This window comes from Priestia sp. RMT2NF4, from assembly GCF_047872835.1.
Lineage (GTDB): Bacteria > Bacillota > Bacilli > Bacillales > Bacillaceae_H > Priestia > Priestia zanthoxyli.
The window spans coordinates 114,683-137,343 of sequence record NZ_JBLQZO010000009.1 but is presented as its reverse complement, the minus strand read 5'-3'; the positions used below and the strand labels follow the sequence as shown (position 1 = coordinate 137,343).

The 22,661-nt window shown below is 34.7% G+C and carries 25 protein-coding genes and 3 pseudogenes; 9 read left to right on the top strand and 19 right to left on the bottom strand.

The features are described from left to right. Positions 1 to 68: 68 nt before the first annotated feature. The 10 genes and pseudogenes from ACMX9J_RS24865 to ACMX9J_RS24820 form a co-directional block, all read right to left on the bottom strand. Positions 69 to 1,115, bottom strand: a pseudogene (locus tag ACMX9J_RS24865) (VirD4-like conjugal transfer protein, CD1115 family); the annotation flags it as partial. A 116-nt stretch (positions 1,116 to 1,231) separates the two neighbouring features. Then, positions 1,232 to 3,061 (bottom strand): group II intron reverse transcriptase/maturase, encoded by a 1,830-nt coding sequence (gene ltrA / locus ACMX9J_RS24860; protein WP_416226359.1) that lies wholly within the window; start codon positions 3,059 to 3,061, stop codon positions 1,232 to 1,234. Positions 3,062 to 3,809: 748 nt separating this feature from the next. Continuing rightward, positions 3,810 to 4,475, bottom strand: a pseudogene (locus ACMX9J_RS24855) (type IV secretory system conjugative DNA transfer family protein); the annotation flags it as partial. Beyond that, entirely contained in the window at positions 4,465 to 4,974 is a 510-nt protein-coding gene (locus ACMX9J_RS24850; protein WP_416226358.1) for a hypothetical protein, read from the bottom strand. The pseudogene ACMX9J_RS24855 and the gene ACMX9J_RS24850, both read right to left, overlap by 11 nt. A gap of 15 nt (positions 4,975 to 4,989) precedes the next feature. Continuing rightward, positions 4,990 to 6,114: a hypothetical protein gene (locus ACMX9J_RS24845; RefSeq protein WP_416226357.1), complete on the bottom strand. Its 1,125-nt coding sequence runs from the start codon at positions 6,112 to 6,114 to the stop codon at positions 4,990 to 4,992. Positions 6,115 to 6,181: 67 nt separating this feature from the next. Next, positions 6,182 to 6,487 (bottom strand): hypothetical protein, encoded by a 306-nt coding sequence (locus ACMX9J_RS24840; RefSeq protein ID WP_047933325.1) that lies wholly within the window; start codon positions 6,485 to 6,487, stop codon positions 6,182 to 6,184. Positions 6,488 to 6,508: 21 nt separating this feature from the next. Then, positions 6,509 to 6,760, bottom strand: a complete 252-nt coding sequence (locus ACMX9J_RS24835; protein ID WP_416226356.1) for a hypothetical protein — start codon at positions 6,758 to 6,760, stop codon at positions 6,509 to 6,511. A gap of 28 nt (positions 6,761 to 6,788) precedes the next feature. Then, entirely contained in the window at positions 6,789 to 7,253 is a 465-nt protein-coding gene (locus ACMX9J_RS24830; RefSeq protein WP_416226355.1) for a hypothetical protein, read from the bottom strand. A gap of 482 nt (positions 7,254 to 7,735) precedes the next feature. Then, on the bottom strand, positions 7,736 to 7,984 hold the full coding sequence (locus ACMX9J_RS24825; protein ID WP_416226354.1) for a hypothetical protein: 249 nt from the start codon (positions 7,982 to 7,984) through the stop codon (positions 7,736 to 7,738). 37 nt (positions 7,985 to 8,021) lie between these two features. Continuing rightward, positions 8,022 to 8,237: a helix-turn-helix transcriptional regulator gene (locus tag ACMX9J_RS24820; protein ID WP_075422774.1), complete on the bottom strand. Its 216-nt coding sequence runs from the start codon at positions 8,235 to 8,237 to the stop codon at positions 8,022 to 8,024. 147 nt (positions 8,238 to 8,384) lie between these two features. Here ACMX9J_RS24820 and ACMX9J_RS24815 point away from each other — a divergent pair, with 147 nt between their 5' ends. Next, entirely contained in the window at positions 8,385 to 8,780 is a 396-nt protein-coding gene (locus ACMX9J_RS24815; protein WP_416226353.1) for a helix-turn-helix domain-containing protein, read from the top strand. 166 nt (positions 8,781 to 8,946) lie between these two features. Here the strand turns inward: ACMX9J_RS24815 and ACMX9J_RS24810 are convergent, their stop codons facing one another. The 3 genes from ACMX9J_RS24810 to ACMX9J_RS24800 are packed head-to-tail and all read right to left on the bottom strand — an operon-like array spanning position 8,947 to position 11,904. After that, positions 8,947 to 9,534, bottom strand: a complete 588-nt coding sequence (locus tag ACMX9J_RS24810) for a response regulator (RefSeq protein WP_099331430.1) — start codon at positions 9,532 to 9,534, stop codon at positions 8,947 to 8,949. After that, positions 9,522 to 10,880: an ATP-binding protein gene (locus ACMX9J_RS24805; RefSeq protein ID WP_416226352.1), complete on the bottom strand. Its 1,359-nt coding sequence runs from the start codon at positions 10,878 to 10,880 to the stop codon at positions 9,522 to 9,524. The genes ACMX9J_RS24810 and ACMX9J_RS24805 overlap by 13 nt, the downstream gene beginning before the upstream one ends. Before the next feature lie 43 nt (positions 10,881 to 10,923). Beyond that, positions 10,924 to 11,904, bottom strand: coding sequence for an alpha/beta hydrolase (locus ACMX9J_RS24800; protein WP_310879011.1), 981 nt, complete (start codon positions 11,902 to 11,904; stop codon positions 10,924 to 10,926). Between the two features lie 829 nt (positions 11,905 to 12,733). Between ACMX9J_RS24800 and ACMX9J_RS24795 the strand changes: the two genes are divergently transcribed. Further along, positions 12,734 to 13,300 carry a hypothetical protein gene (locus ACMX9J_RS24795; protein ID WP_043981748.1) on the top strand — a complete coding sequence of 189 codons (567 nt, stop codon included), beginning with the start codon at positions 12,734 to 12,736 and terminating at the stop codon, positions 13,298 to 13,300. Between the two features lie 534 nt (positions 13,301 to 13,834). Next, positions 13,835 to 15,136 carry a replication protein gene (locus ACMX9J_RS24790; protein ID WP_416226351.1) on the top strand — a complete coding sequence of 434 codons (1,302 nt, stop codon included), beginning with the start codon at positions 13,835 to 13,837 and terminating at the stop codon, positions 15,134 to 15,136. Between the two features lie 64 nt (positions 15,137 to 15,200). On the opposite strand, the pseudogene ACMX9J_RS24785 reads toward ACMX9J_RS24790, so the two are convergent. Beyond that, positions 15,201 to 15,285, bottom strand: a pseudogene (locus ACMX9J_RS24785). A gap of 160 nt (positions 15,286 to 15,445) precedes the next feature. On the opposite strand from ACMX9J_RS24785, the gene ACMX9J_RS24780 reads away from it, so the two are divergent. The 4 genes from ACMX9J_RS24780 (at position 15,446) to ACMX9J_RS24765 (ending at position 17,843) form a co-directional block, all read left to right on the top strand. After that, positions 15,446 to 16,225, top strand: coding sequence for a plasmid stabilization protein (locus ACMX9J_RS24780; RefSeq protein WP_099331433.1), 780 nt, complete (start codon positions 15,446 to 15,448; stop codon positions 16,223 to 16,225). A 52-nt stretch (positions 16,226 to 16,277) separates the two neighbouring features. Further along, positions 16,278 to 16,772 carry an SMI1/KNR4 family protein gene (locus ACMX9J_RS24775; RefSeq protein ID WP_328179429.1) on the top strand — a complete coding sequence of 165 codons (495 nt, stop codon included), beginning with the start codon at positions 16,278 to 16,280 and terminating at the stop codon, positions 16,770 to 16,772. 71 nt (positions 16,773 to 16,843) lie between these two features. Next, complete coding sequence (locus ACMX9J_RS24770) at positions 16,844 to 17,263, top strand: hypothetical protein (RefSeq protein WP_416226350.1); 420 nt, start codon at positions 16,844 to 16,846, stop codon at positions 17,261 to 17,263. Between the two features lie 133 nt (positions 17,264 to 17,396). Then, entirely contained in the window at positions 17,397 to 17,843 is a 447-nt protein-coding gene (locus ACMX9J_RS24765) for an RDD family protein (RefSeq protein ID WP_047752045.1), read from the top strand. Positions 17,844 to 18,143: 300 nt separating this feature from the next. Here ACMX9J_RS24765 and ACMX9J_RS24760 read toward each other — a convergent pair whose 3' ends face one another. The 3 genes from ACMX9J_RS24760 to ACMX9J_RS24750 all read right to left on the bottom strand — a co-directional run bounded on the left by ACMX9J_RS24760 (position 18,144) and on the right by ACMX9J_RS24750 (position 19,163). Next, positions 18,144 to 18,275 carry a hypothetical protein gene (locus ACMX9J_RS24760; RefSeq protein WP_265589655.1) on the bottom strand — a complete coding sequence of 44 codons (132 nt, stop codon included), beginning with the start codon at positions 18,273 to 18,275 and terminating at the stop codon, positions 18,144 to 18,146. A gap of 221 nt (positions 18,276 to 18,496) precedes the next feature. Then, the gene (locus ACMX9J_RS24755; protein WP_155017608.1) at positions 18,497 to 18,655 is read right to left on the bottom strand and encodes a hypothetical protein; all 159 of its coding nucleotides are present in this window, start codon (positions 18,653 to 18,655) and stop codon (positions 18,497 to 18,499) included. Further along, the gene (locus tag ACMX9J_RS24750) at positions 18,642 to 19,163 is read right to left on the bottom strand and encodes a hypothetical protein (protein ID WP_099331438.1); all 522 of its coding nucleotides are present in this window, start codon (positions 19,161 to 19,163) and stop codon (positions 18,642 to 18,644) included. The genes ACMX9J_RS24755 and ACMX9J_RS24750 overlap by 14 nt, the downstream gene beginning before the upstream one ends. Before the next feature lie 256 nt (positions 19,164 to 19,419). Here ACMX9J_RS24750 and ACMX9J_RS24745 point away from each other — a divergent pair, with 256 nt between their 5' ends. Continuing rightward, complete coding sequence (locus ACMX9J_RS24745) at positions 19,420 to 19,650, top strand: transcriptional regulator (protein ID WP_170836823.1); 231 nt, start codon at positions 19,420 to 19,422, stop codon at positions 19,648 to 19,650. A 514-nt stretch (positions 19,651 to 20,164) separates the two neighbouring features. On the opposite strand, the gene ACMX9J_RS24740 is transcribed toward ACMX9J_RS24745, so the two are convergent. Together ACMX9J_RS24740 and ACMX9J_RS24735 are read right to left on the bottom strand one after the other, a co-directional pair. After that, positions 20,165 to 20,482, bottom strand: a complete 318-nt coding sequence (locus ACMX9J_RS24740; RefSeq protein WP_416226349.1) for a DUF3243 domain-containing protein — start codon at positions 20,480 to 20,482, stop codon at positions 20,165 to 20,167. A gap of 516 nt (positions 20,483 to 20,998) precedes the next feature. Next, positions 20,999 to 21,343, bottom strand: a complete 345-nt coding sequence (locus ACMX9J_RS24735; RefSeq protein ID WP_416226348.1) for a hypothetical protein — start codon at positions 21,341 to 21,343, stop codon at positions 20,999 to 21,001. A 564-nt stretch (positions 21,344 to 21,907) separates the two neighbouring features. On the opposite strand from ACMX9J_RS24735, the gene ACMX9J_RS24730 reads away from it, so the two are divergent. Further along, complete coding sequence (locus ACMX9J_RS24730; protein ID WP_416226363.1) at positions 21,908 to 22,660, top strand: ComEC/Rec2 family competence protein; 753 nt, start codon at positions 21,908 to 21,910, stop codon at positions 22,658 to 22,660. The last annotated feature ends 1 nt before the right edge of the window (position 22,661 follow it).

Genomic DNA, 22,661 nt, shown 5'->3' with positions numbered 1-22,661 from the left:
GCAAGGTGGTAAATGGGTTAAGCGCAGACTCCCATCTCTTGTCTAAGGAGATTCTCTATATGCCCGTATGGGCGCACTCCAAATTCATCCAAAATTAGGACTACTTCTCGATGACACTTGTTTCCTCTTGCCAACGAAGCGTTCTTTGAAAGCACATAATATAACTGCCGAACAAAGATAGAGGCTATTACATGATTGCTTGAATCATAGTCTGGCGTGACCATAAATATCGCAATCGGTTTTGTAAAATACGTCACTTCCTTGACATGAATGGTTGGATGCTGCTTCTCGACTGTAAACGTCGTAGCTCCTGTTTCTTTCGTGATTTTATTAATCGATATCACTGTTTCAAGCCTCGATGAAGTAACGATTTTATCACTCAACTTTTCACCAAGAATAATTTCATCATTACTTTTTAACTCACTTGTAAAATTGACTTCAAATAATCCTTTGGCATCCGTTTTAATTGTTTCTTTTTGACCATCTGGAAAGGTTATTTCTAAGCGAGTAAGAGGTGCTGCTGTTCCTTTGATTGTTTTGCCAAAGCCCACACGTTTTAAATCGACGCTATTTTTAGAGGTCATCTTGGCGATTTCATCAAACGTAAAAATGGATAATCCATTCATCGTTTGGGTGAAGATTCCTCCTCTTGTCGTACCTTTTGAGAAGTTTGAAGTCGCATACTGCATTTTGGCTACACTTTCTGTCGGAAGACCATCAAAGTACATGTCTAACGCATTTTGGGTATCCCCTTGTTTATTAATGACAATCTCTTTTGATCCCAACTCTGACAACATATTTGCCACCGTGTACATGGTGATTTTATTCTCTGTCTTTTCCTTAATACACTTATCTGTAACAGCGAGAATCATAGCGTTACATAAACTCATGGCACATTGTTGCCAGAACGGATCTTTCGCATTTGGATTGTAGTAAAGTGTATAGGATAACGTGTTACATAAAGCTTGAGCTGTTGAATAATCACCATCTTTATACGTTTCCTTAATCATTTCTAACAGGTTATAACTCATGGATTCTAATGGATTGAGTAAGTTTAAAACTTCAACATGATAGCCTCTTTCCTCTAACGTTTTTTTAGAAGCTGCAAGCAATTGTGCGTGATAGGTAAGGATTTGATATAATCTCCACCTTTTCCCCCACCTAACACCGTACGTGACAGTTTCCCGTCATACGGCGTCCCATCATCTCTAGCTAATAGTTATAAGTTAACTTACAGTACTATTGGTTCATTACCAGCTTTAATTCGGAGAGTATTTAACTTGTCTAGCCTTTTCGAATTTAATCTCAATAAGTAGAGCGAAGCTCTGATTTTCTTTTCATTTGTCATATGGATAAGATGATGTATATATTTATCTACTATGACTAAATTGGTATACCTATCAGACCCTCCATTTTTTAAAGGAACCAAATGATGGCAATGTACTCTGTCAATTCCTATGACTTCATTAGTTACATAGCATTTTCCATACTGAGCGATATACTTTGATATTCTGTTATCGTTATATTCAATGCCCCGATTCTTAGAGTATCCAGACATAACTTGATATAAGACATCTTTAGGTATCGCTTTAAGATTCCTATGAATCTTAGCTCTCCCCAACTTGGTGTAGCTACATATAGTTTGAGAGAAATTCCATGGATTCTTGTGGTGCATGCCTGTAACTGGAAGCAAAGGCGTTTGAGATACCGAATATACTTTGGAGTTTGGTTTAATTCCTTTTGCTCTCTCTTGAAATTTCTTCGGTGTGCTGTCAAAGCGAATAATCTCTCCATTATGATTAAGTCTGGACTTCATGGACTTAATTAGAGTGTAGTTAATTTTAGTTAAATCTATATAAATCTTAGTAGCGTATTTATAGTAATTCTGTATTCCTATAAGGGTAATATTGAATTTCAAGACACTTTCAGGTATAGGGTGTTTTTGTATTTCTTTGATTCTACTTTTTAAGATTTGTTTAGCATTCATCATAGCTTTGTCTGACATGCTACTTTTAGCCACAAATCCATATTTCGCTTTATTTTGTTGAACTAATTTAACTTTAAATCCTAAAAAGGTAGAAGCATTCTTTTTAAGGTTTACGACTTTAGATTTCTCTTTATTGATTTCAAGACCAAATCTTTTATTTAGGAAATCAACGGTCGCATGAAAATACCTTTGTGCACCTTGATATGTTCTGCACATTATCTTGAAATCGTCTGCGTATCTTACGATAAAACCGGGTTTTAAGTTTGTATACTTAACTGCATGTGATCTGAAACCGATAGGTTTCTTATAATTTCTAGGTTTAAAGGTTTCCCATTGACTACTGACCCACCAATCCAACTCATTTAAAACAATATTGGATAATAGAGGCGATAAGATACCGCCTTGTGGCGTTCCCTTTATAGGGATTCCTTCGCCTTCAATTTCAGACTTAAGCATTTTAGACACCACACATAAAAGTGATTTGTCTCGAATACCCAATGTCCATAATTGTTTTAGTAACTTGCCATGATTGACGTTATCAAAAAAACCTTTAATATCTATATCTACACAATAATGCTGTCTTCCTATATTCATTAAGCTGACCATTCTGCTAAGTGCATGATGAGCGTTCCTATTTGGTCTAAATCCATAACTATGATTATGAAACTTTGCTTCACAGATAGGCTCTAGAACTTGTAGAATACATTGTTGAACCAACCTATCCCAGATTGTAGGTATACCTAGTGGACGTGTACTGTCACTTCCCTCTTTAGGTATATAAGCTCGTTTTACAGCTTGAGGTCTATACATGCTCAGCCTTTGACGAATTTCTTTGATAACTTCAATATCATTAAGGAACCAAATATCCTTAATTGTTAACCCATCAACCCCTGCGGTCTTACTACCCTTATTGGCTTTTATATTTCGATACGCTAATCTAATGTTTTCTTCTGAACCGATAATTTTCATCAACTTATAAAAATTGTTACCGTTAAGACTAGAGGAATATAATTGGTCATATTTATCTTGCATATTGTAATATTCACTATGTCTTATCTTGGTTTTCTTCAACATGGGCTGTAGCCTCCTTTTATTGCGGGAGTAATACTACATCTCTTAGTCTTACTCGAAACCATGTTAACCGTAGGTAACTTAATTAGCCTTTGATTGACTAGTGGCTATCCCTCCACGTTCATTAGACGCTTCACTGGTACTGTGCCACCACCTTCACTACTATAAATCTAGGTTATACGACTAACTAATCTCATTAGTGCTTTCCCTAGAAACGCTTCGTAAGAAGCAAGTCTTCAGCGTTAGTAGCTTACCACGTTCCGTTATTCCTATCTGTACATATACACTGTTAGGTTTCTCCTATGAGCCTGCTACCTTGATATTGCCTATAACAATATATGGACGTTCATAAAGGAGAGTTTTACTAGCCCACAGTAGCGACACTGTTTGTGTCAACATACCTTTCGATATGCTCCCGATATAGACCCGTACCATCGGAGATTCGTCTGCATTTTCAGAACTCGCGACTGACTTATTATGCATTCTAACCATAAGTGTTTTGTAGACTCCCGGCCTATAGGCTATACCATCCACCTCTGGACGGCTTTCGTGTCATTAGACTTACGATAGCTCTCAGCCGACTTCACCGAGCTTCCTACCGTCAGATTCTTGCTAATCTAACCGCATGTCGGAGGATTAGAGGCGCCCTTCAGGGCGTTACCCCATCATTTGGCATCTCGGAATAACAGTTCATTATTGAACTTGTAGGTGCAATAATGCCTAAGCTTTTCACTTAGGAACGTGTCGCACCGCCCTTAGGGTCATTGCAGACTAAGGAAGGTTGTTTTTCAGCTCGTGAGTAGATATCAATCGTTGGAAAAACAAAGGTTTCTCCTTTCCCTGATCGTGTAATCCCAATGATCAAATTATTAACGGGTGTATCATCAATCAGCATGTAGCTTTTCTTCGTAAAGAATCGATGTGTGTGGAGAAGCTTCTGTATTCCCTTTAAAGCTTTGTACTCTTTCCACGTTTGAATCAGGTCATAGGTTTGAATACGAGAAACAGGTACACCACCTCCACCTTGATACGTTGTCGTTTTTTCAGGTACTTTTCGATATTGCTTTTTCAGTTCGCGTCTTGTTGTAAATCGCCCCGATCCTTTTTGATTGCGGTTTAAATCTTTAAAGTTAGATCGAATATTATAAGCAAATTTTGCCGTTAATAAGGCAGCAACTAGACACATAGCTCCATATAAAGGCGAGTACTGTTGAAGGTGAATCTCTGTCAAAAAAGATGGTTCCAAATGAAAAGGCTGCGGTTCAAATACATCACTAAACGTTGTTTGAATAAGGCTTCGCATCATGTTAAAAAGAAAGTTCAAGATGAGAAGTATAGACACAAAAAAACAAGCACTTAAAGGAATAAGTACTTGTTTTTCAGCGACCACATATTTGATGGATTTATTAGGTTGCATTTCTCATTCCCTCCTGGTCAATCTGTTCAGAAGTAGGAATCACATAATAGGCACTAGATGAAAGGGAAAAGAACGTTTGATCTCTTGCCTCATACTGATGTTGAAGATAACGAAAAGCCGTGTTAATGTCCCATTGCACCTCTTTCATGTCCTCTTCTGTCACCATATAGGCTTCATTAAAAACTAAGTCGTCTTTTTCTTGTTGAGTGAGCTTGGAGATATCAAGAGGTGGCATAGTTGGTTTCGTGCATAATCGAAACTTAAACGCATATTTCAGAAAATCATCTGTAAGAGTGATCGAATCAGCATTTTTGAAAATAATGACAATCTGATTCTCTAAAAGAATGACATTATGAACACTGTTCGCAATACGTTGGGCATGAAGTTGAGTGGTGTGAAACGTACCTAGTTCGATTTCTAAAAATAAGTCTTCTTCATAGTACTCAATCCCTACGACAAAGGCTTTTTTCTGGTTTTTCACTTTCGTTTGTGAATACATCCTATTCATCCTTTCTTATAGATTTTTTAGGAGTTCTTCTTGTTTCTTCTGCTGATCCGTTAAAGATTGTATTTTCTTTTCATCTTTTGGATCTTTCTTCTTTTCCTCCTCTACTTGTTTTTTCGTCTCTTCTACCTCCTTCTTTGTTTTCTCATAGGTTTCTATTTTTTGATTCAGGTCTTGGCTTTGAATATGTGCTGCTGCTTCTTTGGCCTCTTTCAATTTATCTAGCTTCAGATAGCCGTAAGCCTTCATTTCATACCGTTTATCTGTCATTTCTACTCCAGATTGACGCATCATATCTTCCCATCGTTGTTCGTGATAAGCAAGATCAAAGGCTCCATTTGGAGAAGGAAACGTTTGTTGAAACTCTTTTAACGCATTGACATCTCCCTTCTTTGAAATCATATTTTCAACTACTTCTGGATGGTCTCCCTGAAGCTGAACAGCTTTCTCATACTTTTTTTGATCGATGAGAAGGCTCATATAGACGTTTTTTTGTTCGTTCGTTAGACTTTGTTCATTAATTGAGGAAAGGCGTTTTAAAGCCCCTTCTGAATCCCCTAAGAGTGCTCTTTCATATGTTCCTGTTATTTTTTGTTCCAGTTTGACTTGTTTTTGTAAATCTTGAATTGTTTCAGCTCGATCTTGAGAAGTAGCTACAGTCGAAAAACACGTTGCTGAAAGGATAAGGAGGGATAAAATCCCTCCACCATAGATCAACCTTCGGTTACGAGTAGAAAGGACAGGCGTTTGAGTCGTTTGCACATGATCCTCTGTTTCTTCCTCTAAAGAAAAGGAACCATCTGTTGTTTTCAGATGGTCCGGTACTTCCTTTTCCAATTGTTCAAGAAAACTTCTCTTTCGAGCTTCCTGTATATCGTCCATTTTTAAAGAGCTTAACTTTTTCTTAATATGATCGACTACATGGCGAGCATGACCCGATCCAATGGACAATGTTCCTGCATATACCTCTTGATCTTCCTCATCGAGGATAAAAAAATCTGCATGAGCTTTTTTCTTCGTACGCTGATAGTGGGTTTCTAATGTCTCTGTCATCTCACAAGCATCTGGAATTGATAACTTTTGAAATGGCTTCAACTCTTTCGTTTCACTTTTTATAAACATGACAGACAGCATGTTTCTCCATTCCTTTCTTCTAAAAATGAGCATAGAAAAAAGCTATACAATAGACTGTATAGCTTTCTTAACTTCCGAATCGGATATTTGTATTTACACCTTCAGCTAATGCATAAGCACCCATCACTACCACTAACCCAACTGCGCCTCCAACAAACCATGCGATACATTTATGACGACCACGTTCTCCGCCTAAGATTAAGTGATAACCACCTACACAAAAGGCAAGAGCTGCCGCCACCATCGCAATACGCTGCATCCATTTGATAATAGACTTTCCACTTTCTATCAGGCCATTCATACCGTCAGCCGCACCTAACGTTAAATGAGAGGTTAACTGCGTGACATCTACGCTATTTAATAAATCTAACATGTGTTTCACTCCTCGTTTTCGTTAATTTTGCGTTACAGGAATACTTGTTGGTCTTACAGAAACTTGTTCATTTACTTTTGGTTCGCTTTTCTCCTCCTCCTCTTCTTCTTGACCTGTAAAGGCACTTAATGCTTGAAGAATTAAATCTTGATTTTCTTCAATAAACTGTTGGTGCTGTTGATGTAGCCAGTCATTGTATTTGTTACTATTCACTTTTAACAACTTTTCCACGAGATCTTTTGATTTCTTTAATTCCTTTTGGGAGATCGTCAAGATACCACCACCTTTCAAGGCAAATCTCTTATTCTTCGAAATACAGTTCTTTGGATGTTTCAACAAAATGGGAAAGTTCTGTTTCTAACTGGGATGACTCATAATCGTCTAGTTTAATTTGTTGCTTTAACTCTCCATCTTTATAGGCTGCTAATGTATCAGAATCTTGTGGTACTCCATAATAGTTACTATTCTTATCACGATCATATTGTGGATCACGACTATAGATTTCTTTTGCATCCACATCATTTTCCTTTAAAGCCTTTTTTACTTCATTCATGTACACTGGACGCGTACTTTCACGGAATGAATACATCACAAATCCTGTGCCATCTTCTTTCATGAATTTTTTCATTTGAAGAGGATGTAATTCTTCTAGTTCACCATTTCCTTTCACTTCACTTGAATTGTAGGAAGAGACAAACGCTGTGCCTATTCCAAGAGCCACAACGATTCCTGCAACCGCAGAAAGTAACCATTTTTTGTTTTTCATAACCATTCTCCTTTGTTCTTAATATTCAGACATAACAAGCGATTCTGAAACCTACCGAGAGTCATATTTTACCATAGGTTTAGCCATCATCTCTGTCTTTTCAAGGCTATGAAAGGAAATATATACCCGTTTCTGGCTGGAAGGGCAAACCCTATATTGGCATGCATAGTTTTCACTAAGCCCAATAATGCACAACGTTTTCGGCATGTACGAAGAACCTCGTGTATCTACTGTTTGGAGTGTTGTCGCTTCTTCGGAGTTACCCTCACGCCATCACTCTTCACAGATCATAGATACACCGTCACTGTTTTATTGCTAGATCACCGATGAGTTTTAGGACGCACTCATCGAACCTTTTTGTTGTCGTATACCTTAACCCCCTTGTGATCCGTTTAGGGGAGGCACGCAATATGTAATTGTCAAGGTACCACTTCTCGTGCTCTCGGCACGTTTCAAAATCGCTTGTATGCTGCATCTAAGAACTAGCAGGTCTTTTGTAAAACTTCCTTCAATTCCTCATCTTTTTTTCTTCGCTTGGCGACGATGGTATGTGCCTGATCCATCACTGAGCGTACTTCATAATAAATATCAGCTACACGTTTGACATCGCCTGTGCCTTTTTCTACTGCTATCCCTCCTTTTAACGTATACAACTTTCCATCAAAGGTTTTGGCACTTTTCCCCCGTGCATCTGATATATCATAGAATGCTAGTCGCTTTTGTGCTTCCATGTTCATCGCCCCTTTAAGCTGTTAAGTATTTAAAAACTTAGTTCATATCCTTCTGACCTGGTAAGAAAATATCTTCTAATCTAAGATCCAATGCTTCTGCGATTTTCTTCATATTTTCAAACGTTGGATATTGACGAGTCCCATTTTCGATTTGAGAAATAGTTGGTTGCGGGACTCCTGATAATTGAGCTAGATAGGTTTGGCTCCATTTCTTGGATAACCTCTTTTCTCGTATGGTATTTATTTCTAGCACCTCCTTGAACACATTATATTCGATTGTACATAATTTGTAAACTGATTATAAATAATTTTTTTACGAATATTTTTAGGTTTTTATTATTTGCGAATTTTTTCTGATAAGATAAATCTAAATACAAATATTTTATAAGGATGAAGTGCAATGGATATCAAGAAATATATGGGTATAAAAATCAGAGAATATCGAAAGGCAATGAAACTTACTACTATGGAATTAGGTTCTTTATCTGGAACTTCACAAAGTACCATCAGTGAAATAGAACGAGGTACTCGATCTATTCAAGTGGAATCCTTAGCCAAAATTTGTAACGCTCTTGGTGTCACGCTTAACGATGTTTTGCCTATAAGTGCTTCTCAAGAAAAAACAGATGCCTCTTATACTCCTGAAATAAGTCAACTTACAAATTTAATTAGCTCTTTGTCTTCTGACGAAGTTAGATTACTTACAGATATACTTTTAAAGGTTAATCGATTACCACAGTCCGACAGAGAATCCTTAAAATCTTTACTTAACTCGTTAATGAATAATAAGTTATAAATATATGTTAGAAGATTTTATCAGTTTAGGGGAGGGTCAAAAAAATACCCCTCCTCAAACGGTTATAATCGTGGTAAAATATGTAGTTTTCTCTATAAATTATAGTCTTTGAAAACATAACAAAAAAAACAAAATGTAATGAAAAAATTAGCTGCAAACTAACTCCTCACTGCATTTTGCTTTTTATAATTCGTAATTGTCTTTTTATTGTTTCGACAGATTTATATAATTTGTCAGCAATTTGTGATTTATTTAACCCCTGTTCCCTTAAGGTATAAACTTCACGTTCTGTTGGCGTTAATATCTTTATTTTTCTTTCCTTCCTTAACTCTCCAACTAATACATTTGTGACATCAGCATGGAGACTAACTTTCCCTCTGAATGCTTCTCTAATAGCATTAGGAATATCTCTATAAGACGTTTTTGTTATGTAATTAACAACACCTGTATCAAAGCATTCAAGTATAATATCCTTTTCATCCCAAGATGTTAGCATAATGATCTTCTTTAAACCTTTTTTGTATAAGTGCCTAGCAACTTCTAAACCATTTAGGTTTTCTTCATCACCCTCATCTTTTAGTAACGTTAAGTCCAATAAAACTACATCAATATTATTATAATCAACTTGTAAGGCTTCTTCTTTATTGTAAGCTTGTGTAACGACAGTAATATCGTTCTCTTTTTCTATATAATCACTTATACATTGCATCCAAACAGGATCATCTTCTACAATCATTAATTTTATTTTGTCCATAGGTTATTCTCTCCTATTAGTTTAGAGTTAAATTGTTCATTTACCCTAAATTCAATAATTCTCTTGGAAGGCAAAGTTAATGTAAAAGTTGTTCCTTTTTTGACCTTACTTTTTACTAAAATATCGCCACCATGTTTTTTGAGGACATTGTAACAGTAGGTTAAACCAAGTCCAAAATTTGTTTGATTATGTTTAGTTGAATAAAATGGATCTAATACGTGAGTAAGTTCATCTTTTTCAATTCCTTTACCCTCATCTATAAAGTCAATATGAATCTTCTTTCGAGTCTTATAGACTTTTATTAGAATTACACCTTGGCCATTCATTGCCTCACTGGCATTTTTGATTATATTTAAATAAGTTTCTTGTAATTGCTCGGTATCACCAAAAACTATAGCATCGACTTCATATTGTTTAATGATTGTGATATCAGGATTCATATTTAAATAAGGTTTAAGCAAGTTAATTGCTGAATCTATACTTTTCATGAGGGAAAATTCAGATTCTTTAAGGTTTGTAACGTTTATCTTACTTTGAATACGCCTTGAAAGTTCTAAAACGTGATTTGTTGAATTTAAAACTAATCCTAGATTTTCAGCATACCTTTCTTCAGGTGGAATTTGTTCTTTGATCTGATTCACTAATAAATCAATTTTAGCTATTTCATTTTTTATTGTATGGTTGAACAACGCTGTACCGGAACGCGCTGCTTTCATTGTGGAATCACGCATTTCTTTTTCGAACCTAATTCGCACTCCAAGAATTCCATATTTAACTCCAAAGTAAACAAAAACAAGAAATTGAATTACTATAATCCAAGGATTATAATGCCATACGCCCACAATCCCCAACGCTTCTAAGATAATATTTGTGATTAGCGCAAACGTAAACATTGGAACTACAAATACACAAGTCAGTATTTTTCTTCTCTTAATAATTGGACGATCTTCTCGCCATGCGGCGTATATCAATAAAATATTAGCTACTATCACGTATGGTACTACCCAAATCGCTAAGATACGGAAATTAACTTTAAACTCTGGATATACTTGAAACATAAGATACATAATAAAGATTGGAATTAGTAAGAGCACCTTTAATATATTTCTCTTTCTTACATTACCAATTGCATCCGAATAAACTATTCCAAAAATCAACATACTATATGGTGTAAAATAGTGTCCTATCGATGTAAATATCCCATCCAAATGTAATACCCATTCTGGCCGATGTATCCCTTTTCCTAGTAAGGCTCCTATCCCTCCAAAACCTCCACAAAACCCTATAACACTTGCCCATCTAATTTTCTCATTTTGAGGATTTCTAAAAAAAAGAATTGAACTCATTAACCACAGTAAAGCCACCATTATAAACATGAACATATGCCCATTACCTCTTTAGCTTATTTTGTAGAAAAGAAATCGTATCCTTTGCAATCTTTTTTCGTTTAAGTACTATTCCTGCATGCCCACAATTATAGACACAACGTGTAGGTTTACCCCAAGACTCCCATAATAGATCTGCATCTTGAATATGAACGTACTGATCATGTTTAGCAGAAATTAGTAGTATATTTTCTTTATTCATTTTTGGAGGTGCTTGATTTGGCTCGGTTAATTTCCAATACTTCACCAGATCGTTGTAATTAACTCCATGAGACTCTAAGTCCTTTCTTATATACTTACCAGGAATCGTATTCCATATTGAATAACTAAGGCGATTAGAATAGAATATAGAAACTAATGCATCAATTTCTGACTCAAGTGTAGCAACTAAATTTGAGATAAAGCCACCGAGACTAACACCAATTATAATTACAGGACCTTGTTTGTTATTTTTTATCCATTGAATTAGAGCCCTTAAATCAACGATTGCTTGCCTAGTAGATTCAACAGTCCTATTAACATTGGCACTAACCATAAGTTCTCCACTGTAAAGTGATGCTTCTGGCTGACGTTCTAAATGGTAAGGAAGTGTATAGTAGTACATATTCCACCCTAAATTATTCATAATTGAATCATGAAAAATCTTCTTTACCCTATCAAACCCTTTCATTCGCCAACCATGTACAAAAATAACATTAGGCTTACTTCCAGCTTCATTTAAGAAAGACTCACCTCTTACGTAATCATTGGAATGATCCCCAGAAGGTATCAAACTTTCAAATCCAAATTCTCCTATGTTGTAGCCATTTTGTTTAGAAGTTATATTCAAATCAATATCTGCAAGTGATGATGGTAGTTCAAAAAAAATATCTCTATCTATATTCGTTTGTGCATGAGCAGAATCAATATGGTATTGATTCTCTTTACTGCGGTCTTTATGCAAATCATGCAGAGCATAATAATCTATCAATTTTGAAAGTAACAAGTTAATATCCCCCCCAGTCGATTCTTTATGTTTTGTTATTTTTTACATTATTTCTCATGATATCAAACTCTCTACTATATTTACATGAATCAACAATCCCTTTATTTCTGATATACGAGAACCAATTAATCTCTTTTTGTTGACATTAAGATAAATAAAACTATTTTTTTACCAATTTTTGAATTGTGCGATAGTCTATAGACCTAACTTTTATAAAAAAGAATTTTTGTCACTTTAATTAATGTTAAATGTCTCACTAACTGAGTAGACATTCTCTACATTGGGAATAGAAATTATCTTAATTCCATCCTAAAAATAGATAATGGACTGTTATTAGTTCATTGCAGAACCCACCCTATTTCTTTAGAGCATCTTTGGAGCAGAAATCGGCTTCATTCAAAAGCGATAAGTTCATCTTTAGTTTAACTTAATTTGAACTTAATAACTATTTTTCAAGCAACTAAAGGATAAGTTCAACTAAAACCACCACAAGTTCACCATACGTTCACCACAAAACACACCAACACTAATTCAAGTAGAACTTAAGTTAAACTTAAGTGATAACAGTTCATAAAATAAGATATATAAGCAAACTCCAAACAGGAATTGTTGATTTTTTGTCGAAATCATATAAAATTAAATAAATAGGTGGCTGTGAATTGAGTGAATACACATAAACCTAACAGGTAAATAACCGTGAACTGAGTGAACATAATCAAATGAAGTGAGTGAATGACTGTGAACCGGATGAACTTTCATAAAACTTACAAATGAATGACTGTGAACTGAGTGAATGTACATAAAACCCTAATAAATGGTGGTGGATTACATGAATAATTCTGAAAGTGCAAACTTCATTGGTGTACCAGAAGCATCTGAATATACCAATATTCCTCCTGAAACATTAAAAAGGTATTTAATTAACCATGAACAGTTTTTGAATTTCAAAAAAGAAGGTAGACGTTATAAAATAAGTATTGAATCGCTAGATCTATTAAAGAAAATCCGTGAACTCTATAGCGAGGGGTTACTAAAAGAAGATGTAAACGATAATTTGGCAAGTGATGGACTTCCTATAACTATTACAGTCAAAAATCAAGAAGAAAAAGGTTCTATCTCTATAAACGATGAACTAAGTGAAATAAAAAAGATGTTACAACAACAAGAACAACAGATGACACAGCAGATGCAATTTAATCAAAAGTTAGTAGAAGAGTTACAGAAAGTTAGCCAAACCAATCAAGAATTAAAACAAATGATAAATAGAAAAGATACTGAGTTGATAGGAGAGTTAAGAAAAGGATTATCAGAAAGTAAAAGGATGATTGAAGAAGCTTCTGCTAGTGCAGAGTTAGAAAAGAAAAAAACATGGTGGGAAAAATTAATAGGTAAATAATAAAAAGCTTCTACTAGTGGGTCAGTCCCCGAGATAGTAGAAGCTTTTTATTGTTATGTTGTAACTTGATTATAAAATCCATCGATTATAACACATTTTTAATATATTGAGGAGGGTTATTTTTTTGACCCTCCTCAATCTTTAAAATGAATTGTATAATAAAATAAATTTATTATTAAGGAAAAATAGTTAAAAAGAATTCTTTTGAGATATATTACTAATTTTTATTGAATTATGAGATTAATTAACGCTATAATAAAACTAACAAAAATGACCGGAATAGAAAAAAGACTTCAACTGTTTAAGTAGTGCGACCAACACACTTAAACCGTTCCCCCTAATTGCGGTAGGGAAAACACTTGTCGAAGTCTCTTGTTAATAGATTTAGTTTTCTATAAAGTAAAACTTATGTTTTTATTTTATATGAAATTAACATCTATTTCAAGGGCTTAGTTCATCAAAATCAAGGCATTGTTTTCCTTTCTTAAGGGAAATAGTGTCTTTTTTGTGTTCCTTAAAGGAGAAGATGAACAAATGACAAAAATATTGACCTGCTATTTAAAAGATGTAGACACCTTCAACGGAAGGTTTAAGTGGTTATGGAAGAATAAATCCATACTTCGGAAAAAGAAAGAAGAGTTTTTAGAAATTATTCGTACCCATTACAAACAGAACCAATCAGCCATACATAAAGAATTTCCTAAAAAAAGAATGGAAATGCTTGATCATGTCATCTATAACCTAGTGGCTACAGGCATCCAAGCCATTCGTTCTGAAACACTCATGAAGAAATTTAAAGTTTCTAAAAGTACGGTTTCTCGTTTTGTACGTTCGTTAAAAGCGACGCCGTTTGTCCTTGTAGCACGTTACATTAAAGAGGATGCAACAGGTACTCATCCTGATAGCTATGTGTTTATTCTTAAAAGCCATAAGAACTTTAATCACATTTGCGAAGAAATCTTTTTTGCCCATGATACAACAGGTATACAAACGGTCCAACAAGAAGAAATGACAACTCCTGTGACGCTTCCTGTGATGCATCCTGAAAGTGTTGAAAACGTTGATACAACAAGCTTAAAGGCCGATAAATCATCTGGTGCCTTTATTAACCTTGATTTACCTGTAAATCATATAAATAATCATTTAATGTCTGCTTCACAGTCATTTACTTATATCAAAGGTGTTCCTAAGAAAGTCAATCAAGTCTACGCAGGTAAGTATGGTCATCAATTAAAAGACTTTTATGCTCGCATTCAAAATGCTGCAAAAGCCGTAAAACGAGATACAGAGATTATGATTGAAAAAGAGCAAATACATGAAATTGCATATACATCTATTGTTGGATTAGACAAATATGTACATGAAGCTAATCATAAAGGCCATTCTTTGTCCTTAGATAATATGTGCCAATTACTCTACAAAATTGCGAAAAACCAATTCTATCAGTTGGTTGATCCTAAAAACCAGGATTATTCATCAGTATATCCAACTCATGAGGAAGTTATACATAAAGAAGAATCATCAACAAAATTGTTTATACGAAAACATATTATCCGTAAAGAAATCGTTCCTGATTGGTTAGAGGCTGAGCAGGATCAAGAAATGGGTACACAAGAAACAGAAGTGACATTGGAACAACAGCTTGAAGTGATTGATCTAAAGCAAGACCTTGGGCAAAAACTTACACCAGAAGAGGAATGCTTGCTGCAAGAACATTGCTCTACGTACAGTTCATTAGAAATGGTGGAACTGAAACAAGATTTAGGACAAGCATTAACACCTGAGGAGCAAGACTTATTGCATCAATATGCTAAATTAAAGGAACCAGCTTCTTAATTTTAAAAATAGTTAAAGCATAGCAAGGATTTTCACTATTTCTAACGTATTCAGTGTTTTAAGAGAGACTTGGCAGGATTCGAACCTGCAAGATACCAAAGTTGTATAGTGTAATACGACTGGCTGCTCTGCCATTGAGCTACAAGTCCACACTATAAGTATGCACATAGTCTCTAGTTATATGTACGACAGAAGAAAATGCGAAAAGTGAAGAAATCCCTTAGAAGCTAAATTATTATTAGGATATGTTTATTTAGAACACTGTTCTAAATAATAAATAAATCTATATCTACGCAGGAGGAGCACATTATGCCACATAAAATTACGTTAACTGGATCAGCCACAGGACCACTACGAGAATACGATCGCTATGTTGCCTTTGATATGCGTGAAAAAGGGTCACCATCTGCGCCTAAAGGCTTGAAGAAGAGTACGTTTATTTCGTACACGGTATTTGTTGCAAAGAAGGCTTTTAACAAAACAGGTCTCACGAAAAAAAGTATTATGCATGAAAAGATCTTAATTCAAGGAGAACCAACTTTAGATATTCCGATTGATGAATGCCCTGGTGAAGTAGGTGTAATCTGCTTCCAGATTACCGTTCTCCCGAATAAGAAAGACAAAGAAGACAATGAACCAAACGATAAAAAAGAGGCCAAACAAGAGGCTTCTGCAGCGCAACAAGAAGTTGCTGCTACCAAACAGGAAGAAAAACCGGCACCTACTTCTCAGCCTGCAGCAAATGAAGAGAAGAAAGCTGAAAAAGTACAGACAGAAGTGAAGGAGACACCTGTTCAAGAGAAAAAGGTGGAGCCACAAAAGAAACAAATAACAAATCAGCCAAAAGGGACACAAGATCTTCTAAGTTTCGACGAAATCATCGTACCTGAAGAGTTCTTAAAGACACGTCCAAACCCTCAAAAAACACAAAAGGTCATTGATTTTGTGAAGCGTACAGGGCGTCTGGATGAGCCATTAACGATTGAAAAAGGATCGAATATCTTGAAAGATGGTTACCGTCGTTATATTGTGGCCAAAACCCTTAAAATGGATAAAGTTCCAGTTATGTATGAATACCAGAAGTCATAATGTATTTCCTTGAAGATGACCCATTGCAAGGACTGCAAGGAGATTGATAACAATGAGAGTTGTGAAAGAAAGCATTATTTATCCATTACCAGAGGATCAAGACATTGCAAAATTAGAAGCTTCTTTTCGCATCCAATTGCCCAATGCGTATAAAGAATTTTTGAAACAATATAACGGATGTACAGTAATAGATTCTACACCCCTAACAATCATCAATAAGAGGTGTCAAATTGAACGTTTTTTAGGCATTATTAAAAACTTCAGTGAGCATCCTTATGGGGTGTATGATATTGGTTGCTGCGAAACTTCCTTAGGAGAACAAGGACGGAATATTTATGATGAAGACCTCATCGGATCTGAATTAATTCCAATTGCCAAGCTAGCATGGGGAGATTATTTGTGTTTGAACTTTCACTATGATAAAAACAATCCGTCTGTTGATTTCCTAGACTACGAAGAATCATATGAGTGTGATCCAGCTACATCAAAGATTGCTGATACCTTTCAAGATTTTTTGAGTATGTTATTATCTAAGGATACGAAATAGCAGAAAATGCTATTTCGTAATGAGATCATCTACTCATTTTGATTTTCAATCATAAAAGAGGAAGTGTCGACATGAAAAAGTGGCTTTGGATCACGTTATCCTTTGGAGTAATTTTTCTTGTATTTGTGATGAACCACTTCGTGGATAAAAGCCAACAACAACCAAACATTATACGTAGCGTTTCACTTACAACTAGCACATCTCCTAATCAACAAAACATTGTTGAAGTAAAAAAGATGTATAAACAAACCACTGATTACTTTGATTATGAGCAAAAACAAAAGGCCGATTCTCTTAGAATGTACTACGGACAACCTGGAAGCACTCTTAACCAGTATAAGGAGCTCCAAGGAATTCACCCTTCTATGATTCATGATGTTGATGTACATTGGAAAAATGAGCAACATGTCATCATTAACATTATGAAAATGAATCAACAACATAAAAACAAGGTGTACAAGCGATTTAACTATAATCTTGACGAGATGTAGACTTTGGATTTATGGTTTTATATCTCTGCATCGGGAGTCTTATGTATGGTGTTACACTAGGAATTGTTATCCTCATCTGAGGAGCTATATAGGTAGATAAAGTGTTAATTTATAAGAAGGGGAGAAATATAAAGTGAATCAAGTAATAAAACCAGCAGGATTTTGGATACGCCTATTAGGAAATCTGTTAGATGGCATTATTGTAAGTATTCCTTTGGGGCTTATCGGCTTTCTTATTACAGGAGACTTTGATGGTGACGATCCCATTACATCAGTCATAGGTTTCATCTATGCGGTTGCTGTACCTATTTTATGGTATGGATATACTATAGGGAAACGAATTGTTGGAGTGAGAATTGTCAAAGTCAATGGAAAGAAACTTGGAATTGGAGCAATGCTATTAAGAGTTCTTGTAGCCGGCATTGTTTATGGTATTACATTAGGTATTGCGTTAATTGTAAGTGTGTTCATGGTGGTTTTCCGTAAGGATAAAAGAAGTCTTCATGACATGATGGCAGGCACTTACGTTACATATTCAAAACCAGGTGAAATAGAGGATAAACAGGCATTTGTAGATTAATACTTAATCTACAATAGGGTAACTTGTGATTTATTACCTTTTGTTATTCCAGATACAGATAGCAAATTGAGAAGGTTGCCATATTCAATAGTAAAGATACTTTTGATAGAATAACATGGAAAGTTAAACTTTCATTTCATATGCATTACCGAATATCCTTTATTTCTAATCTACTATTTGAGACTATTTAAAACTCCTACACCTTAATGGGTAGGAGTTTTTTCTGTGTATTACCTATAGAGTATAAGCAGATAGCTACACATTTGAAAATTTCTTGAGGTGTGAAGGGTTAACTATAGATTATTGAATAAACTCATTATTTTCTTGTTCCACTATCCATACAAGTAACTCTTTTTCTTTGCTATTTAAATGTCGACCTAAACGTTTTTCAAAATCAAAAACTAATTCGTCGAAACGAGGGCTATTTTTCATCTATATTCCTCCTGTGCCATCTGCAGTATAAGGTATAAAAGATATATTTAATATAAATCTTTATCCTTGTTTCTTGTTACTGAAACTTTGCTCACTTTTAAGATGTTTTTAATCATATTTAGAACAAAGACCGCCCATTATGTCTCATTATATAAGGCGGTCTTAACTGTATTCATGCTATATGTTTATGCCCAAAATATCGACACTATTCTAAAAAGACGTCAGGTAAAAAAGCCAATGGCTAAAATCAATGCCACACAAGCCAAATAGATATTCCCACTCCAATCTCTCTTTTCCCTTTCATGCACTGCATAACTGTTATAAGAACCTTCAATCGGCTCTATTTTAAGTTTTCGTTGGACTTCTTTATCTAAGATCAAGTCTAATTCCTCCATTGTTTGATAATTGTAAGGTAGGAATCGCCCTTGTACGTCTCTCGATCGGTTGCTGACGTCTCGTAATTCTTTCTGTCTTTTCATGGCTAGAGGACTGTTGGTTGAATTCAAGAGTTTTTCCAGAGAACGATTGGCCGTCTGTTGATGTTCCAAGTAACGCAGAAGTTCTTGTAGACGTTCTTTTTCTCTCACCGTCATCATTTTCTCCTCCTCCTTTCTCTTCGATGTTGGGTTCTTGTTCCATCCATAACGGGTGGGAAGCAGACTGCCATGGAGAGGAGGGGAGAGGGACGTCACTCATTTTATACTGATTCATTAGCGCTAAAAAAACAGGGTTGTGCGCTGCTGTAAAAAGCGCACATCTTATAATTTGATTTCGGTCTAATTCGGTAGCCTGAAACAGACTATCGACATATGTACGATAAATAGAATGATACCGCACAGTTGGTCGATAGGTGTCTACATGATTTTTCGGATTCTTATTTTTCTTCATATGCGCTTTTCTCTTTCAAAATGACCTCCAACATCTGCTTACCTTCTAACGTTAAATAGACGTCTTTTCGATTCAATAACGTGATTGCTAATTCTTTTGTCATTTCAATCGCTCCATTCTTGGTAGCATAAGATGACGTCTCTTTCTGACGTCTTACTCTATGATATGAGCCGATGCTTGTCCTATATGTAACTTTTTTTCTTATGATTAAAAAAGTTACATAATGTCCATACTTCTTGATAAAGGAGATGGATGTATGATTCTAGGCTTAGGAAAGAAGCGAACAAGGTTTGGAAGATGGTTGGATAAGCAAGAAGATATCAATCAATTAGAACTCGAAAACGCCACAAAGTTAAGTCGCCCAACCATATCGAGGCTTTGTAATGATAAAAACTACATACCCAAATACTCCACAATTTATAGAATAAATGCAGGGTTACGAAAGTTAAAAAAGGATGTAAAAGTAGAAGATTTTCTACAGATGTAAATAGGGAATATACTTAAAACTTATAAGAAGAAGAGGCTTATAAATGGAGTTATTAATAACAATAATTTAGCTAAATTAAATCTTGATAACAAGTGATTATATGGAAAACTGCAGGAATTAGATATAAGTTCTATTTCATAGGTGTTTTATGCAGAAGTTCACAAAAATGGTCAGCTTTTTATTGATACAAAAAACAATATTAGTCGCTAAAAGTAGGGAATAGGATAGATTAATTTAAACGCTTTTCATTTTTCTCTTTTAAGCTTTCATAAACTAAGTTGCTAATTACATATTCCTATGAAAAACCTAGATTCAGTATAGGTTCAACCTATTGGATTTTAAAAAAAGCATTGCACTGTTAGAGCGAACAGACAATACTCTACTATAGCTAAAAAAGAATAATTGAATATATAAAAGGACGTTACCTACAAAGGTAATGTCCTTTCATGTGGATGTAACATCACATAGGGTACGGTAAATCGTGTACCTTGGGAATCCGACAAGCAACTTAAGTTTATTCTTTAACTAATTTAACAAGCATACGAGCAAGGTGATGTTGCTCTTCTTCATTTCCAACTTTCCATAGTTCATGCAATAAATATTGTTCTTCATTTTGTGGTTCCTCATGTTTTGCCAAATAATCAGCTATTTTTTTAGCTGCCAAAGTTAATTGATCATCATTTAAGCCTAATTTCTTACCTTTTGTGACTTTATCTCCTAAGTATGTTTTAAAATCGTTAAAACTAGAAAGAATATTGTCTTTCTTCTCTTGACTCATCTCATTTAATTTATTCTCTACTTTATTTTCAACAGTTCCTGTATTATTGTTCATTTTCCATTCTCCTCTCAATTAAATGTTGATGTTCTTACAAGGTAAGTCCCCCAATTAAAGTTATATAAACATTTAATTCCATTTCAATGTGCTGCAATCGTTTAGTCAATAGGTCTTACTCAAGAAGAAATGAAGAAGGTATAGTATTGAAAGCAAAGACGGTTTTCGGAGCTTTTGTTATATTTTTATACACTATTCTTAAGGTTCAGGTATAGAGGTGAACGGTCAAAATTCTTGTTTTTTTATTTAAATTACAACCAGCTTGTTTGGACTGAAAAACTCTGCACTTTGTATTTCTTTTTTCTAATCGCATAAAAAAAGGTGGTCTAAAATTAGACCACCTTCAAATGATTTTATTCTACCAAATAAATTGTGTACTCAATAAGTTGTTCTCATTCTATCATTTATTGAAAAGGATTACAATTTTTTCATTTTACTTCTTTTTCATTTACATTTATCACATTTATTTAATTTTATTGTGATCTAAAACTCATTTGAATTTAACTTTAAATACAACTAGATAACCAATTTGGAGGCTTTTTTTGTATTTAGTTGCTTAGAGAAATATTTAAGGTGGTCAAAATCATCTTGAGAAATAGCTGAATGCAGATCTAGTACATTTTGTATATCTGATATTATACACAGGTCATGTAACTCATGATTTGTGAAGATACCTCTAAGAGGATTTAATCTAAAGAACAGAGGAATGTTATCATAAAGGCGAGTTCCGCCCTCGACGAAAAAGATTTGTCGCCATAAATGCCCATAACATGTAGTCATTTCTTTTTCTATTATACTAACAAGTGATATTTCAATATCAAATAGCAAGACATAAGATTCAAATAGGAGCTCTTTCTTCATTCACATGCCCTCCCTTTATAAGATTGTAAAAATAGGCAAACTACAGTTACCACAGAGCTCAAGCTAAATTGGATTACGTAGTATAGAAGCACTTTTCACAATAAATACTTTGTTACTTTCTATATGCATCATCCTTATTTGTTTGGCTGAACATAATATCTGAAAACTACTCTTCTTCAAGCTTATTATGCATATTGGAGAATTTACGATTAAATCTATATAGTAGCTTAATCAAAAGGTCAAATTATCCTAAAATGTCAATCTAGCTTAATTCTTAAAATAGCACATTTCATTACTATTTACCTCCATTTTGTTACTTATCTTTACATATAACATGACTTTTATCATCTTTATAAGTAAAAATATTCAAATTTATTTGTATTAACAGATGGATTCATGTAGTAAAATTAATTTTGCTATAAATGAACAATACAAATAAAAATACATTCATCAAAAGGGGATAAAACAATGAAGAGTCGTGTTATCAAGATTGTTTCTTCGCTCGCTATAGGAATAGGGATTGCTGCAGCTCCAGCTTCATCCTACGCAGCAACACCTAAGACCATGAAAGTACATTATATTGATGTCGGTCAGGGAGATAGCATTTATATTAAAGCTCCTAATGGTGAAGACATTGTTATTGACGGTGGAAACAAGGGAAAAGGAAATGAGGTTGTAAATTATTTAAAGAAACAAAAAGTTGATGATATAGAAGTATTAATTTCTACTCACCCTGATGCTGATCATATTGGTGGGTTAGATGAAGTTATTAATGCATTTAAAGTAGAAAATGTTTATGCACCGAAAGTAAGTAATAACACTCAAGCTTACAAAGACTTTTTGAATGCTGTTAAAAAGAGAAAATTAAAGATTCAAACAGCACAAGCAGGCGTAAAGTTACCTGTTAAAGATGTAAATGCTCAAATTGTAGGGCCTACCAAAACATATGCCAACAGTGATTTAAATGACTGGAGTGCTGTTGTACATATGACTTATAAGAAGAATACATTTTTATTTACAGGTGATGCTGAAACAAAAGCAGAAGCAGACATGATTAAGGCAAAGAAGACACTACGTGCAGATGTGCTTAAAGTAGGCCACCATGGTGCCAAAACGTCTACAAGTAGGAGTTTCTTAGATGCTGTAAAACCTAAGTATGCGGTCATCAGCGTTGGTAAGAATAGCTATGGACACCCTACTTCTCAAGTTGTGAACTTACTAAAGAATTCAAAAGCAAGTATTTTGCGAACAGACCAAAGTGGTACAATTATTATTACAGGCGATGGAACATCTTATTCTGTTAAAAAATCGAGGTAAT